A 15,194-nucleotide genomic window follows, 5' to 3' on the forward strand; every position below is an offset into this window, starting at 1 on the left:
TCTTCTCCATAACACCATCACAAAAGCCCCGCCCGGTCTTCCCGGCGGGGCTTTCGTGCGTCCGGAAACCGCAAAACCGCAAGGACGTGGACGTCGACAAGGGGCGAGGGGACCGACAAAACGCGGCGCAATGGCGATGTTGCAGCCGTCAGGCGCAGTGTCCGGCTCACTTGCAATTCCTTGCAGGACCGCCGCTTTTCGAGGCGACTGCCGCGCATTTAAGCGTTCGTAAATTCTTGCCAAAAATGTCTTGTTTCCGACGTTGCCCGTCGCTTTAGAGCAAGTCCAAGCTAGGCCCTTCTGCGCATTGTCCGCCAGCGTCACAACGGACCTTGGCCATGCGTCGTTTCTCTTTCGCAAGCCTTCTTCAACAGGCCGCCTCCGGCCATTCGGGCTGGGAGCGCCAATGGCGCAATCCCGAGCCGAAGAAGACCTATGACATCGTCATCGTCGGTGGCGGCGGCCATGGCCTTGCGACGGCCTATTATCTCGCGACCGTCCACGGCGTCACCAATGTCGCGGTCATCGAGAAGGGCTGGATCGGCGGCGGCAATACCGGCCGCAACACCACGATCATCCGCTCGAACTACCTCTTCGACGAATCGGCCGCGCTCTACAATCACGCCGTCGACCTCTGGAAAGGCCTCTCCCAGGAACTGAACTACAATGTGATGTTCTCGCAGCGCGGCGTGCTCATGCTCGCGCACAATCATCACGACGTCATCTCCTTCAAGCGTCACGTCTATGCCAACCGGCTGAACGGCGTCGACAATGAGTGGCTGTCGGCGGAGGAATGCAAGGCGTTCTGCCCGCCGCTGACGATTTCGCCTGATATCCGCTATCCGGTGCTCGGCGGCGCGCTGCAGCGGCGCGGCGGCACCGCCCGCCATGACGCCGTCGCCTGGGGCTATGCGCGCGGCGCCGATGCCAGAGGCGTCGACATCATCCAGAACTGCGAGGTCACCGGCCTCAAGCGCAATGCCGACGGATCGGTCGCGGGCGTCGAGACGACGCGCGGCACGATCGGGGCGAAGCGCGTCGGCGTCGTCGCGGCCGGACACACGGGCGTTGTCATGAGCCGCTTCGGTCTTAGAATGCCGCTGGAGAGCGTGCCGCTGCAGGCGCTCGTCTCCGAGCCGGTGAAGCCGGTCTTTCCCTGCGTCGTCATGTCGAACGCCGTCCACGCCTATATCTCGCAGTCCGACAAGGGCGAGCTGGTGATCGGCGCCGGCACCGACCAGTACGTATCCTATTCGCAGCAGGGCGGCATCCACGTCACCAACCATACGCTGGACGCGATCTGCGAGCTCTTCCCGCAGTTCACGCGCATGCGCATGCTGCGCTCCTGGGGCGGCATCGTCGACGTCACCCCCGACCGGTCCCCGATCATCGGCAGGACGCCGATCGACGGCCTGTTCGTCAATTGCGGCTGGGGCACCGGCGGCTTCAAGGCGACGCCCGGTTCGGGCCATGTCTTCGCTCATACGCTGGCGACCGGCGAGCCGCATCGCATCAACGCGCCGTTCAGCCTCGACCGGTTCCGCACCGGACGACTGATCGACGAGGCCGCCGCGGCGGCGGTGTCGCACTGACCGGCCTCCGCGAGGCGAATGCCGACGAAAACGCTCCAGCCCGCTTCTCTGTCGAGATCCCGTCCATGCTTCTGATCCGATGCCCCTATTGCGGTAACCGCCCCGAGACCGAGTTTCACTGCGGCGGCGAAGCCCATATCGCGCGGCCCGAGGTGCCGGCCGAGATGGACGACGCCGCCTGGGCCGAATTCCTCTACTACCGCACCAATCCCAAGGGACGGCATGCCGAGCGCTGGCTGCATGGCCATGGCTGCGGGCGCTGGTTCAACGCCGTGCGCGACACGGTGAGCGACCGGTTCGAGACGACCTATGAAATGGGCGCGCCGCGCCCGAGCGCGCCGAACGGCGACTCCACCCCAGCCTGAGCGGACGCCTGCGATGCATCAGCCCTTTCGCCTTGCCACCGGCGGCCGCATCGACCGCTCCAAGCCGCTGACCGTCTCGTTCAACGGCAAGACCCTGCACGGCTATCGCGGCGACACGATCGCCTCGATGCTGCTCGCCTCAGGCTCGCATCTTTGCGGCCGCTCGTTCAAATATCACCGCCCGCGCGGCATCCTCTCGCACGGGTCGGACGAGCCGAGCGCGCTTTTGTCGGTCGACTGGCGGGCGAAGCGCGGGCCGGGCCACCGCGATCCGAACAACCGGGCGAGCGTTGTCGAGGCGCGCGACGGTCTGGTCGTCGCCACCCAGAACCACTGGCCCTCGCTCGATTTCGACGTCGGCCAGGTCAACGATCTCTTCTCGCCGGTCTTCGTCGCGGGCTTCTACTACAAGACCTTCATGTGGCCGAAGGGCTTCTGGGACAAGGTCTACGAGCCGGTGATCCGTAGAGCCGCCGGCCTCGGCGAGGCGCCTGCCATGCCGGATCCGGACCGCTACGCCAACCGCCACGCCCATTGCGACGTCCTCGTCGTCGGGGCCGGCCCGGCCGGGCTCTCCGCCGCGCTCGCCGCTTCGGCGGACGGTGACGTTCGCGTCATCCTCGCCGACGAGGGCTTCGAGCTCGGCGGCGCGCTGCTGAACGACGCCAGTGCGACGATCGACGGCAAGCGGGCAAACGAATGGGTCGCCGACACCATTGCGGCGCTCGACGCCCGCGAGAACGTCGTCATCCTGCCGCGCACGACCGTCTTCGGCTATTACAACCACAATCACATCGCCATGGTCGAGCGCGTCTCGGACCACCGCGACGACGTCTCGCCGGAGCTCGCCCGCGAGCGGCTGTGGCAGGTGCGCGCCGGCCGGGCCGTGCTCGCCACCGGCAGCCACGAGCGTCCGCTGGTCTTCGAGAATAACGACCGGCCGGGCATCATGCTGGCCGAGAGCGTGCGCGCCTTCATCAATCGCTATGCGGTGACGCCGGGCGAGCGCATCGTCTTCGCCACCAGCGGCGCCTCCGCCTATACGGCGGCGCTCGACGCCAGGCGCGCCGGAATGCATGTCAGCCTCGTCGATCTTCGCCTCGAGGAAGACTGCGGACCGGAGGTCGCGGAGCTGCGCGGCGCGGGCGTCACCGTCCTCGCCGGCCACACGGTGATCCGGGCGACGGGGACCAAGCGCGTGACCGGCCTCGTCGTCGCGCCCATCGGCCAGGGCGGCACGATCGGCGCCAAGACGACGCTGCCCTGCGACTGCGTCGGCATGTCCGGCGGCTTCACGCCGGCCGTGCATCTGTTCTCCCAGTCGCGGGGCAAGCTCGCCTTCGACGCCGGGCTCGACGCCTTCCTGCCAGCCCAGTCGGCGCAGGCCGAGGTGTCGGTGGGTGCCTGCCGCGGCGTCTACGACCTTTCCGCCATCATAGCCGACGGTGCCAAGGCCGGCGGTGCCGAGATCGCGGTCGAGGCGACGCCCACGCGGACCGGTTTCCAGCCTGTGCGGGTGCTGCCGACTGATGCCGACCCGAAGAAGGTCCGTGCCTTCATCGACTTCCAGAACGACGTCACCGCCAAGGACATCCGGCTCGCGGTGAAGGAAGGCTTCGAGTCGATCGAGCACGTCAAGCGCTACACGACGACCGGCATGGCGACCGACCAGGGCAAGACGTCGAACATGAACGCGCTCGGCCTCGTCGCCGGCATTCTCGACAGGCCGATCCCCGCGGTCGGCACCACGACCTTCCGTCCGCCCTATACGCCGGTGACCTTCGGCGCGCTCGTCGGCCCCGCGCGGGGGCCGCTGTTCGATCCGGTCCGCAAGACGCCGATCGATCGCTGGGCGGAAGCGAACGGGGCGAAGTTCGAGCCGGTCGGCCAGTGGCGCCGGGCCTGGTACTACCCGAAGGCCGGCGAAGACATGCATGCCGCCGTCGCGCGCGAGTGCCAGACGGTGCGAACGGATGTCGGCATCTTCGACGCCTCGACCCTCGGCAAGATCGAGGTCGTCGGCCCGGACGCGGCCGAATTCATGAACCGCATCTACACCAATGCCTGGACCAAGCTGAAGGTCGGCGGCTGCCGCTATGGCCTGATGCTGCGGGAGGATGGCTTCGTCTATGACGACGGCGTCGTCGCCCGGCTCGCAGACGACCGCTTCCACGTGACGACGACCACCGGCGGTGCGCCGCGCGTCATGCGCCACATGGAGGATTATCTCCAGACCGAATGGCCGGATCTCGACGTGTTCCTGACCTCGATCACCGAGCAATATGCGGTGATCGCGCTGCAGGGGCCGAAGGCGCGGGAGGTGCTCGAACCCTTCGTCTCCGACATCGACCTGTCCGAAGCGGACTTCCCGCACATGTCGGTGCGCACCGGCACGATCTGCGGCGTGCCGACGCGGCTCTTCCGGGTGTCCTTCACCGGCGAGCTCGGCTTCGAGATCAACATCCCCGCCGATTACGGCGAGGCGGTCTGGAAGGCGCTTTATGAGCGCGGCAAGGATTTCGGGATCGCGCCTTACGGCACCGAGACCATGCACGTCCTGCGCGCCGAGATGGGCTATATCGTCGTCGGCCAGGAAACCGACGGCACCGTGACACCGGACGATGTTGGTCTCTCTGGCCTCGTCTCCAAGGTGAAGCCCGATTTCGTCGGCAAGCGCTCGCTCGCCCGGCCCGACATGAGCGCGCCCGGCCGCAAGCAGCTGGTCGGACTCCTGGCCAAGAATCCCGACGAGGTGCTGGACGAGGGGGCGCAAATCGTCGAGACGCCGGATCAGCCGATCCCGATGAAGATGATCGGCCACGTGACATCGAGCTATGCTTCCGCCAATTGCGGGCGCTCGATCGCCATGGCGATGATCGCGGACGGGCGCGCCCGCATGGGCGAGACGCTCTACGTCACGACGCCGACGGGTTTCACGGAGGCGGTGGTCTCCTCCTCCGTCTTCCTCCAGCCGGAAGGAGCGAAAGTCGATGCTTGAGGTCAATCTCGCCCGCCGCACGCCGGCGCTGTCACCGGCGCCCGAAGCCGCTTCCGGACCCGTGTCCATCACGCCGCTGCCGGCCGAGGGGCGCCTGTCCTTCCGGGCGAAGGCGCTCGAGGGCCGCGGCGACGTCGCCGGCTTTCCGGTCGGAGGCGCCATCAACACGGTGACCGCCACCGCGGACGGGCGGACGGCCCTGCGGCTCGGCCCGGACGAATGGCTCCTGCGCTGCCCGGAGGGCGATTGCGAGGATCATGTCGAGGCGATTGCCGCGGCGATGGGCGACAGCCCGTTCTCGCTGGTCGACGTCTCGCATCGCAATGTCGCCTTCGGGCTCGAAGGCGCCGACGCGCCCGCCGTCCTCAACGCCGGCTGCCCGCTCGATCTCTCGGACCGTGGCTTTCCGGTCGGCACGGCGACGCGCACGCTTCTCGGCAAGGCCGAGGCCGTGATCGCGCGCACCGGGCCCGCCAACTGGCGCGTCGAATGCTGGCGCTCCTTCGGCGAATATGTCCACGCCCTGCTGATCGACGCCGCCAAGGACTTCGGCCCGGCTTCCTGAGCCGGCAAAGCAGACAGGCTCCAACCCCATTTCGGCGCAGCCGGCGCTTCCCCAACCCATCCGGCCTTGTGAGGTGCATCATGATCGATCTCGTCTCGCAGCTGACCCACCGCAAGAAGGGCTACACGCTCGAAGCGCCGTTCTACACCGACCCCGATGTCTTCGCGGCGGACATGGAGGTGATCTTCGGTCGGCACTGGATCTTCGTCGGCGTCGAGCCGGACGTGCCGGAGCCGGGCGACGTCATGGTCGTCGACATCGGCAGGAACTCCATCGCCGTGGTCCGTGACGACGATGGCGAGGTCCGCGCCTTCCACAATGTCTGCCGACACCGCGGCGCCCGCCTCGTCCACGAGGAGAAGTCGACGGTCGGCAATCTCGTCTGCCGCTATCATTCCTGGGTCTACGACACGACCGGAAAGCTGATCCACGCCGAGCATATGGGCGAGGGGTTCGACAGGTCCTGCCACGGGCTGAAGCCGGTCCACATCCGCTCGCTCGAAGGTCTGCTCTTCATCTGCCTGGCGGATAACCCGCCGCAGGATTTCGACGAGCTCGAGCGGGTGATGGCGCCGTATCTTGCGCCGCATAATCTGCGCGAGACGAAGGTCGCCTACCAGCACGATCTCATCGAGCCGGGCAATTGGAAGCTGACGATGGAGAACAACCGCGAGTGCTATCACTGCGGGGCGAACCATCCGGAGCTGACCGTGCCGCTCTTTGCCTATGGCTTCGGCTTCGCGCCGGAGGAGCTGGACGAGACCGAGCGCGAGCACGCCGCGCAATATGCCTGCATGCTCAACGACAACCATCGCGACTGGGAGGCGGCGGGCCTGCCCTCGCGCGAGGTCGATCGGCTGGACGACATGGTCACCGGCTTCCGCACCGAGCGCCTGCCGCTGTCGGGCGAGGGCGAAAGCCACACGATCGACACCAAGCGCGCCTGCAAGAAGCTGATGGGCAATCTCGACAATGCCAAGCTCGGCGGCCTGCACTTCTGGACGCAGCCGAACTCCTGGCATCACTTCATGGGCGACCATGCCGTCGTCTTCTCAGTGCTGCCGCTCGATGCCGAGCGCTCGCTGCTGCGCACGAAATGGCTGGTCCACAAGGACGCGGTCGAAGGCGTCGACTACGATCTCGACAACCTCATCGGCGTGTGGATGGCGACCAACCAGCAGGATTCCGACCTCGTCGGCTACTGCCAGGAGGGCGTCGCGATGGACGGCTACGAGCCCGGACCGTACTCGCCGCACACCGAGATGCTCGTCGAGAAGTTCGTCAACTGGTATGTCGGCCGGATGCTGTCGCATCTCGCCGAGACCCGGGCCGTAGCCTGACGCCGGACGAGACAAGACGAAGGACGGCAGCGATGGACTTTCCCGAACCCAATCCGACGACCGGACCCGTTCCCACCGGATATTTCCGCTGGGAGCCGGAAGAGGACGACGTCCTGATCTGCCGCGGCGTGCGCGAGGAGACCCACGACGTGAAGACCTTCGTCTTCGCGCCGCGCTTCCAGCGCCAGTTCACTTTCGTCTCCGGCCAGTTCATGACCTTCGAGTTCGAGATCGCCGGCGAGATCATCCATCGCTGCTACACGATCTCCTCGCCGCCGACCCGGCCCGACACCATCTCGATCACCGTCAAGCGCGTGCCGGGCGGCCCGGTGTCGAACTGGCTGCACGACGAGTTCCAGCCGGGCATGATGCTGAGGGCGACCGTCCCGATGGGCGAGTTCTCCTGGGCAGGCATGCAGGCGCGCAAATACCTGTTCCTCTCCGGCGGCTCCGGCATCACGCCGATGATGTCGATGACGCGCTCGTCCTACGATCTCGCGCTGATCTCCGACATCGCCTTCGTCCATGCGGCGCGCTCGCCCGCCGACGTCATCTTCCGCGACGAGCTGGAATACATGGCGCGGCGCAACCGCTCGATTCGGCCGACCTTCCTCGTCGAGAGCGACGCGCCGCATCACGTCTGGACCGGCTATCGCGGCCGCATCAACCGGGCGCTGCTGGAATCGGTCTGCCCGGACTTCAAGGAGCGGGTCGTGTTCGTCTGCGGACCCAAGCCCTTCATGAAGGGCGTCCGCGAGACCCTGCGCGAAGCGGGTTTCGACATGACGCTCTACCATCAGGAGAGCTTCGACTTCGGCGACTTCACCGACGAGGCACAGGAGCAGATCACCGACGCGACCGACGTGATCACGTCCGACGTCAAGGTGTTCCAGCTGGAATTCACCAAGACCAAGCGGGTGATCGAATGCCCGGAAGGGATGACGGTGCTGGAAGCCGCGCGCCGCGCCGGCATGCGCCTGCCGTCCTCCTGCTCCAAGGGCCTGTGCGGCACCTGCAAGTCCAAGCTGACGGCCGGCAAGGTCGAGATGAAGCACGGCGGCGGCATCCGCCAGCGCGAAATCGACGCCGGCCTGGCCCTGCTTTGCTGCTCCAGGCCGACGACGGACCTGGTCATCGAACGATGAATCGGGAGATCGGGCGTGAGGAGAGGAGGGTCACGATGATTGAGCGGCTTCTCCGCCGACGCCCGTCGATCTCCTGGATTCTCGGGACGGGGCCCGAGAATGACGATCTGGATGGGAGGACGGACGTCACTCCTTCGAACGCCGAGTTCGCCGCAGTCGTGGCAGAAAGGGCGTTGCCATTGAAGCTTCGTCATTCTCGGGCTCAGTCCCGAGAATCCAGAGCAGCGTGCGAAACCGGCCGCTGCCGTCCCCGCCGGAACATGCGGCAAGAGGCGTAGGACGCTATGGGTGGGTGGGTCTACATCATGGCATCGAGGCGGAACGGCACCCTCTATGTCGGCGTCACGTCGGACCTCAATCGCCGGGTTCAGGAACATCGCGCCGGTGGCCTACCCGGCTTCACGGTCAGGTATGGCTGCAAACGTCTCGTCTGGCATGAGCGGCACGACGACATCGAGACCGCCATTCAACGCGAGACTTCGATCAAGCGCCATAGGCGGGCGTGGAAATTGAAGCTCATCGAAGAGTTGAACCCGCAGTGGAAGGATCTCTTCGAGCGGTTCTCCGACGAGGATAACCCATACAGACCGTCTTTCGTCAGGGCGTTCGACGATTGCCCGCGCGAGCCCGACGTTCCCCTGGATTCTCGGGACGGAGCCCGAGAATGACGACCGGGATGGGAAGTGCAGCGCCTTGCCATGCAACGCCGAGGTCGCCATCAGCGCGGCAGCATGAGCGAAACCACCAACGCTTCGTCATTCTCGGGCCCCGTCCCGAGAATCCAGGGGCGACAGGGCGCAGGCGACCGAGCGGCATTCGCGGAACTGGCGACACAACCACGCTCGCGCCAGCCGCTAAAGCCCGCCAAAGCATTTCATCCACGACCACGCAGGAGGGCACTCCATCATGATCGCCAATGCCGACGCTCTCCTGAAGCCCCTGACGATCAAGGGCCTCACCATCCGCAACCGGGTGATGTCGACCAGCCATGCGCCCGGCTACGGCAAGGACGGCAAGCCGCAGGAGCGCTACCAGCTCTATCACGAGGAGAAGGCCAAGGGCGGCATCGGCCTGACGATGTTCGGCGGCTCGTCCTCCGTCGCGCTCGACAGTCCGGCCGCGCCCTGGAACCAGATCTCGGTCGCCGACGACGCCGTGGTGCCGTTCTTCCGGGAGTTCTCGGACCGGATCCATCGGCACGGCGCCAAGCTGATGATCCAGCTGACCCATATGGGCCGGCGCACCAAATGGGACACCGAGCACTGGTTCCCGGTGAAATCGGCGTCGGCGACACGCGAGCCCGCCTCCCGCTCGATCGCCAAGGAGCTCGAACAGGAGGAAATCGACCGCATCGTCGCCGATTTCGCCGCCGCCGCGCGCCGCTGCAAGGACGGCGGGCTCGACGGCTTCGAGATCTCCGCCGCGCACGGCCATCTCGTCGACCAGTTCTGGTCGCCCAACTCCAACCACCGCAGCGACAAATATGGCGGGTCCCTCGAAAACCGCATGCGCTTCGGTATCGAAGTTTTGACCGCCATGCGAGAGGCGGTCGGCGACGACTACGTCATCGGCATGCGCATGTCGGGCGACGAGATGCTGAAGGGCGGGCTCTCGCACGAGGAGTGCATCGCGATCGCATCGGACTATGTCGGCCGCGGCCTCGTCGACTTTCTCAACGTCATAGGCGGCCAGGCGCGCGATCACATCGCGCACGCGATCTCGCTGCCGAACATGTCCTTCCCCGTCGCGCCCTTCCTCTCCCTGCCCTCGGCGATCAAGCGCGAGGTGGACGTGCCGATCTTCCACGCCCAGCGCGTGACGGACCTTGCGACCGGCGCGCGGGCGGTTGCCGAGGGCCATGTCGACATGATCGCGATGACGCGGGCGCACATCGCCGACCCGCATCTCGTCAAGAAGCTCTCCGAGGGCCGGGCGGAGGACATCAGGCAATGCGTCGGTGCCGGCTACTGCATCGACCGGATCTATGTCGGCGGCGACGCGCTGTGCATCCAGAACGCGGCGACCGGCCGCGAATCCACCATGCCGCACGTCATTCCCAAGGCCGAAGCGAAGAAGACCGCGGTGGTCGTCGGCGGCGGTGTCGGCGGGCTGGAGGCGGCGCGGGTCCTCGCCGAGCGCGGCCACAAAGTGACGCTGTTCGAAAAGACCGACCGGCTGGGCGGCCAGGTCAACATCGCCTCCAAGGCCACCTGGCGCGAGGCGCTGTCGGGCATTCCGCGCTGGCTCGCCGGCCAGGTGACGAAGCTCGGGGTCGACATCCGCCTGGAGACGGCGGCCGATGCCGAGGCGATCGCGGCGCTGTCACCTGATATCGTGGTCGTGGCCACCGGCGGCCTGCCGTCGCGGGGCGAGGCCAAGGGATACGAGCATGCGGTGACGACCTGGGACGTGCTCGAAGGCCGGGTCGAGCCGGCCGGAACCGTCCTCCTCTTCGACGAGATCGGCGGCCACAACGCCGCCTCGACGGCCGAGCTTCTCGCCAAGCGCGGCTGTCTCGTCGAGGTGGCGACGCATGACCGCATGGTGGCGGAGGAAGTCGGCACGACGAACCAGCCGGTGCACTTACGCGAACTCTACAAGCTCGGCGTCATCATGACCCCGAACATGGAGCTGATCGAGATCTATCCCGAGGGCAACCGGATGATCGCGGCGCTGAGGAACACCATGACCGAGGCGGAGGAGGAGCGCGTGGTCGACACGGTGGTGGTCGACTACGGGACGCAGCCGGTGGACGACCTGCACTTCGCGCTGAAGGCCGGGTCCAAGAACAAGGGCTTCACCGACCTTGCCGCCATCGTGAAGGGCGAGCCGCAGCCGTACGAGCTGAACGGGGCCGGCGCTGCGCCCGGCTACACGCTCTACCGCATCGGCGACGCCGTCGCCGGCCGCAACATCCACGCCGCGATCTACGACGCGCTCCGGCTGTGCAAGGATCTGTGACGGTGAGCGGCGCGGCTCAGGCTGTCGTCTCGCGCACAGCGCGCCCTGGATCCGCTCCCTCTGCCCTGCCGGGCATCTCCCCCACAAGGGGGGAGATCGATCGCGTTCATCCGCAGCGCCGTTCCTCGAACGCTGCGACTTTGATGGGGCGTCGAAGGGAAGATCTCGGCGACGAGACAGCTGATCTCCCCCCTTGTGGGGGAGATGTCCGGCAGGACAGAGGGGGGCGCCTCGCCGCCATCGCCGCGACTGGAAGCCGCCCATGACCGCCGCCGCCTTCCTCCCTTATCTGATCCTCGTCATGCTCGCCGTCGCGGCCGTGCAGATCGGCCGGCGCGTGCGCGTGTGGAACAAGGGCCGGCCCGCCAAGGTCGACTGGATTGCCGGCCTCAAGGCGCTGCCAGCGCGCTACCTCGTCGACGTCCATCACGTCGTCGACCGCGACAAATCCGCATCCCGCATGCATGTGCCGGTCGCGGCCGGTCTCGTCTCGGCCTGCGGCCTGTCGCTCCTGGCGCTGATCCCGGTGCTCGGCCAGTCGCGGCTTTTCATGGCGCTCGTCGCCATCGCCTTCGCCCTCATGCTTGCCGGGGCGCTTCTGGTGGCGCGGCGGCGCTATCCCGAGCCGATGCCGCGGCTGTCGCTCGGTCGCTTCCAGCGCCTGCCCGTCTATCTCCTGGCGTTCGCGGCTGGCGGCTGCCTCACCGCCGCTCTCGCCGCCATCGGCAACCCGCTGCCGCTCCCGTCCTTCCTGACCCTGATCCTCGCGGCGGCCGGCGGGCTGATGCTCGCGACCGAGGTCGCCACCGGGCCGATGCGCCATGCGCTGGCCGGGGCGACCCATCTTGCGGCCCATCCCCGGCCGGAGCGCTTCGCGGCGGGCGAGCCGAAGGGCCGCTCGACCGGGCTGAAGCCGCTCGATCTCGCGGCGGATAAGCTCGGCGCCGAGGCGCCGGCGGATTTCGCCTGGAACCGCCTCCTCGCCTTCGACGCCTGCATCCAGTGCGGCCGCTGCGAGGCAGCCTGTCCGGCCTTTGCGGCGGGCCAGCCGCTCAGCCCCAAGCATCTGATCGCCGACTTCGCGGCGGCAGGCGCCGGCGGACGCGCCACCTTCTATGCCGGCATGCCCTATCCGAACGCGCGGCCCGTCACTGGCGCCTGCGGTCCGCAGCGGCCGATCATCGGCGCCGGCGCCGTGGTGCATCCCGATACGATCTGGTCCTGCACGACCTGCCGGGCCTGCGTCGAGGAATGCCCGATGATGATCGAACATGTCGACGCGATCGTCGATCTCCGGCGCTTCCAGACGCTGGAGACCGGCGCGATTCCGCCGAAGGCGATCGAGCCGCTCGACAATACCCGCGGCTGCGACGAGCCGAACGGACGAGCGCTCGCCGCCCGCACCGACTTCGCCGCCGGCCTCGGCCTGCCGCTGATGCGCGATGTCGCGGAGACCGATCTCCTGCTCTGGCTCGGCCAGGGCGCCTACGACATGCGCTATCAGAGGACGCTGCGCGCGCTGATCCGGCTTCTGTCCGAGGCGGGCGTCAGCTTCGCCGTCCTCGGCGAGGAAGAGCGCGACTGCGGCGATCTCGCCCGAAGGCTCGGCGACGAGGCGACCTTCCAGCGCCTTGCCCGCGACAATGTCGCGACATTGTCCGGCTACCGGTTCGGCCGCATCCTGACCGCCGACCCGCATGCGCTGCACGTCATCCGCAACGAATATCCGGCCTTTGGCGGGAAATTCGAGGTCGTCCACCACACGGCCCTCCTCGCCGAGCTCGTCGCCGCCGGGCGGCTCGCGCCCGGCCGGCTGGAGGGCGCGGCGGTGACCTATCACGACCCCTGCTATCTCGGCCGCTACAATGGCGAGTTCGACGCGCCGCGCGAGCTCCTCGACGCGATCGGCGTCGAGCGGCGCGAGATGGCGCGGTCTGGCCGGCGCGCGATGTGCTGCGGCGGCGGGGGCGGCGCGCCCAACGCCGACATTCCCGGCGACAACCGGATCCCCGATCTCCGCATGGGCCAGGCGGCCGAGACCGGCGCCGGGATCGTCGCCGTCGCCTGCCCGCAATGCACTGCGATGCTGGAAGGCGTCGTCGGGACACGGCCGCAGGTGCTGGACGTCGCCGAACTCGTGCTCCAGGCGGTCGAGGCCGGCAGAAGCGCGATGCCCGCGAAGCCTGCCCCTGCCGAACGGGTGCCGGCATGAACCGGCCGCGCCGCGATCCCCGCACCGAGCGCGCCGCCCATGCCGTGCCGGCCGCCGGCCGGCCGCGCTTCGACCTTGCCTCGGACGTACCGCTGACGCGGCGCAGGCGCCGCGACCCGCGCGGCGAGTTCGCGCGGGCGCTCGTGCCCGGAGCCGCCAGGCTGCGCCTCGACCGCGGCCAGACCGGGCCGTCGGACTTCGTCATGGCCTACGCCGTCGGCGCCGAGGCAGAGCTGCCGCAATTGCGCGTGGTCGAGACACCGGCCTTCCTGGTCTTCGCCGTGCTCGACGCGGGCGAAGGCCGGCTCAGCCGCTTCGACCGGCAGGCGCTGGGCGCGGCGCGGCTTCTGGCCGATGCGGGTCCAGGCGGCGGCGCGGTCGTGGCGATCGTCTCGCAGGCCGTCGAGGGATTGGGATCGGCGGGAGCTGATCGGGTGGTACCAGCGCTCGGCCGAAGCGGGGATGCGGCGGACGACCATCCGCCTGCCGACGATCCCGCGAATGTTGCGAGGCGGCTTGCGGCGCTCATCGCCGAGCATGAGCCGCGCCACGTTCTCTTCGCGGAGACGCCCGTGGGCGGCGATCTCGCGCGGCGTCTGGCGGCAGGGCTCGGCGAAGCGATCCTGACGGATGTCGAATATCTGACGGCGCGCACGGCCTCCCGCGCCTCGCGCGGCGGACGCCGCGAGCAGGCAGGGGCGCCGCCGCGGCTGATGGCGATCGGCGAGGACCGCGTCGCCGACTATGCCGGCATCCCTTGCGAGGCGCGTCAGATCGCCGGCCCGGCCGAGGCGCCGTCGTCCGGCGAAAGCCCGGTCCTGTCGGTGGAGATCATCCCGGGCGATCCCGCGACCATGTCGCTCGCCGAGACCGACTTCGTCGTCTCCGCCGGCAATGGCGTCACCGATTTCGGCGCCTTTCGCGAGCTTGCCGCGGCCTTGAAGGCGACGCCGGGGGCGAGCCGCGTCGTCTGCGACGCGGGCCTGATGCCGCGGGAGGCCCAGGTCGGAGCCTCCGGCACGGTGCTCACGGCCGACTGCTATCTGGCTCTCGGCATCGCCGGCGCGCCGCAGCATCTGCAGGGCATCGCCGGCTGCGAGCATGTCATCGCCGTCAACACCGACCTCCACGCCGCCATGGTCGAACGGGCGGGTCTCGCCATCGTCCAGGACGCGCAGCTGGTCATGCCGGCGCTTCTGAAACTCTTGAAGGAGCGGGCGCCATGAGGATCGTCGTCCTCCTGTCCGCCGGCCGGCACAGGGTCAGCGGCCGTCCGTCTCTGCCGGGGGTGGAGGCCCAGGCGATCGCGCTTGCCGCGGCGCTGGCCGACGCCGGCGAGGCAGGGACGGGCGGAGAGCGCCCGCCCTCCGCCATGTCATTCTCGGGCCTTCATGCGGGCCCGGGGGATGAGGGCATCGCCGACGCTTTCGGCCACGGCCTCGAAGCGATCGACCGGCTGGAAATCGCCGAAGGGGCCGATCCGCTGCCCGCGCTCGCCCGGCATCTGAAGGAGCATCCGGCGGAGCTGATCCTGGCCGGCCGGCGCGCCGAGGGCGGCGAGGACACAGGTCTTCTGCCCTATGCGCTCGCCGAGGCGCTGGGACTGCCGATCCTGTCGGACGTCACCGCGATCGCGGCGGCGGACGAGCCGGGCGCGCTGCGCTTCGATCAGGCGCTGCCGAAGGGTGCCAAGCGGCGGGTGACGCTGCGCCTGCCGGCGATCGTCACCGTGCATCCGCTGGCGCCGGCGCCGGCGCCCTTCGTCTTCGCGAGGGCGCGGCGGGGCGTGGTGCGGACGCTTTCCGGCCTGCCGGCGCCGGTCGCCGCCTCACCCTTCGCGGAAAAGCCCCATCGCGCGCGCCCGAAATTGATGCGCTCGGCTGCGGCCGGTAGCGGCGCGGCGGACGAGGCCGGCGACAAGCTGCATGTCCATCCCGATCCCCAAGAGGCCGCGCGGCTGATCCTCGATCACATCGAGCGGATCGGCATAAGGCGCTATTCGTAAACGGGCCGCCG

General features: G+C 68.3%; 10 protein-coding genes and 1 pseudogene. All 11 read left to right on the top strand.

The features are described from left to right. The first annotated feature begins 338 nt into the window (after nucleotides 1-338). The 11 genes and pseudogenes from LH400_RS13135 (at nucleotide 339) to LH400_RS13185 (ending at nucleotide 15,183) form a co-directional block, all read left to right on the top strand. The gene (locus LH400_RS13135) at nucleotides 339-1,592 is read left to right on the top strand and encodes a sarcosine oxidase subunit beta family protein (protein ID WP_229153185.1); all 1,254 of its coding nucleotides are present in this window, start codon (nucleotides 339-341) and stop codon (nucleotides 1,590-1,592) included. A gap of 65 nt (nucleotides 1,593-1,657) precedes the next feature. Next, complete coding sequence (locus LH400_RS13140; protein WP_229153186.1) at nucleotides 1,658-1,957, top strand: sarcosine oxidase subunit delta; 300 nt, start codon at nucleotides 1,658-1,660, stop codon at nucleotides 1,955-1,957. A 13-nt stretch (nucleotides 1,958-1,970) separates the two neighbouring features. Then, on the top strand, nucleotides 1,971-4,955 hold the full coding sequence (locus tag LH400_RS13145) for a sarcosine oxidase subunit alpha family protein (RefSeq protein ID WP_229153187.1): 2,985 nt from the start codon (nucleotides 1,971-1,973) through the stop codon (nucleotides 4,953-4,955). Beyond that, the gene (locus LH400_RS13150; RefSeq protein ID WP_229153188.1) at nucleotides 4,948-5,520 is read left to right on the top strand and encodes a sarcosine oxidase subunit gamma; all 573 of its coding nucleotides are present in this window, start codon (nucleotides 4,948-4,950) and stop codon (nucleotides 5,518-5,520) included. The genes LH400_RS13145 and LH400_RS13150 overlap by 8 nt, the downstream gene beginning before the upstream one ends. A gap of 80 nt (nucleotides 5,521-5,600) precedes the next feature. Beyond that, nucleotides 5,601-6,860: an aromatic ring-hydroxylating oxygenase subunit alpha gene (locus LH400_RS13155; RefSeq protein WP_229153189.1), complete on the top strand. Its 1,260-nt coding sequence runs from the start codon at nucleotides 5,601-5,603 to the stop codon at nucleotides 6,858-6,860. A gap of 32 nt (nucleotides 6,861-6,892) precedes the next feature. Beyond that, nucleotides 6,893-8,005, top strand: coding sequence for an FAD-binding oxidoreductase (locus tag LH400_RS13160; RefSeq protein WP_229153190.1), 1,113 nt, complete (start codon nucleotides 6,893-6,895; stop codon nucleotides 8,003-8,005). Nucleotides 8,006-8,289: 284 nt separating this feature from the next. Beyond that, a pseudogene (locus tag LH400_RS13165) lies at nucleotides 8,290-8,559 on the top strand (GIY-YIG nuclease family protein); the annotation flags it as partial. A gap of 352 nt (nucleotides 8,560-8,911) precedes the next feature. Next, nucleotides 8,912-10,966 (top strand): NADH:flavin oxidoreductase, encoded by a 2,055-nt coding sequence (locus tag LH400_RS13170; RefSeq protein WP_229153191.1) that lies wholly within the window; start codon nucleotides 8,912-8,914, stop codon nucleotides 10,964-10,966. A 262-nt stretch (nucleotides 10,967-11,228) separates the two neighbouring features. Beyond that, nucleotides 11,229-13,178: a (Fe-S)-binding protein gene (locus LH400_RS13175; RefSeq protein WP_229153192.1), complete on the top strand. Its 1,950-nt coding sequence runs from the start codon at nucleotides 11,229-11,231 to the stop codon at nucleotides 13,176-13,178. Further along, a complete protein-coding gene (locus LH400_RS13180; protein WP_229153193.1) occupies nucleotides 13,175-14,404 on the top strand; it encodes an electron transfer flavoprotein subunit alpha/FixB family protein in 1,230 nt (409 codons plus the stop codon). The genes LH400_RS13175 and LH400_RS13180 overlap by 4 nt, the downstream gene beginning before the upstream one ends. Beyond that, nucleotides 14,401-15,183 carry an adenine nucleotide alpha hydrolase family protein gene (locus tag LH400_RS13185; protein ID WP_229153194.1) on the top strand — a complete coding sequence of 261 codons (783 nt, stop codon included), beginning with the start codon at nucleotides 14,401-14,403 and terminating at the stop codon, nucleotides 15,181-15,183. Before LH400_RS13180 ends, LH400_RS13185 begins: the two co-directional genes overlap by 4 nt. The last annotated feature ends 11 nt before the right edge of the window (nucleotides 15,184-15,194 follow it).

It is taken from the genome of Jiella soli, from assembly GCF_020615385.1.
Lineage (GTDB): Bacteria > Pseudomonadota > Alphaproteobacteria > Rhizobiales > Rhizobiaceae > VKMB-3413.

Bases quoted from the DNA above. Each gene is read 5' to 3' on its own strand.
- LH400_RS13135 (WP_229153185.1), top strand. From the start codon at position 339: ATGCGTCGTTTCTCTTTCGCAAGCCTTCTTCAACAGGCCGCCTCCGGC.
- LH400_RS13140 (WP_229153186.1), top strand. From the start codon at position 1,658: ATGCTTCTGATCCGATGCCCCTATTGCGGTAACCGCCCCGAGACCGAG.
- LH400_RS13145 (WP_229153187.1), top strand. From the start codon at position 1,971: ATGCATCAGCCCTTTCGCCTTGCCACCGGCGGCCGCATCGACCGCTCC.
- LH400_RS13150 (WP_229153188.1), top strand. From the start codon at position 4,948: ATGCTTGAGGTCAATCTCGCCCGCCGCACGCCGGCGCTGTCACCGGCG.
- LH400_RS13155 (WP_229153189.1), top strand. From the start codon at position 5,601: ATGATCGATCTCGTCTCGCAGCTGACCCACCGCAAGAAGGGCTACACG.
- LH400_RS13160 (WP_229153190.1), top strand. From the start codon at position 6,893: ATGGACTTTCCCGAACCCAATCCGACGACCGGACCCGTTCCCACCGGA.
- LH400_RS13170 (WP_229153191.1), top strand. From the start codon at position 8,912: ATGATCGCCAATGCCGACGCTCTCCTGAAGCCCCTGACGATCAAGGGC.
- LH400_RS13175 (WP_229153192.1), top strand. From the start codon at position 11,229: ATGACCGCCGCCGCCTTCCTCCCTTATCTGATCCTCGTCATGCTCGCC.
- LH400_RS13180 (WP_229153193.1), top strand. From the start codon at position 13,175: ATGAACCGGCCGCGCCGCGATCCCCGCACCGAGCGCGCCGCCCATGCC.
- LH400_RS13185 (WP_229153194.1), top strand. From the start codon at position 14,401: ATGAGGATCGTCGTCCTCCTGTCCGCCGGCCGGCACAGGGTCAGCGGC.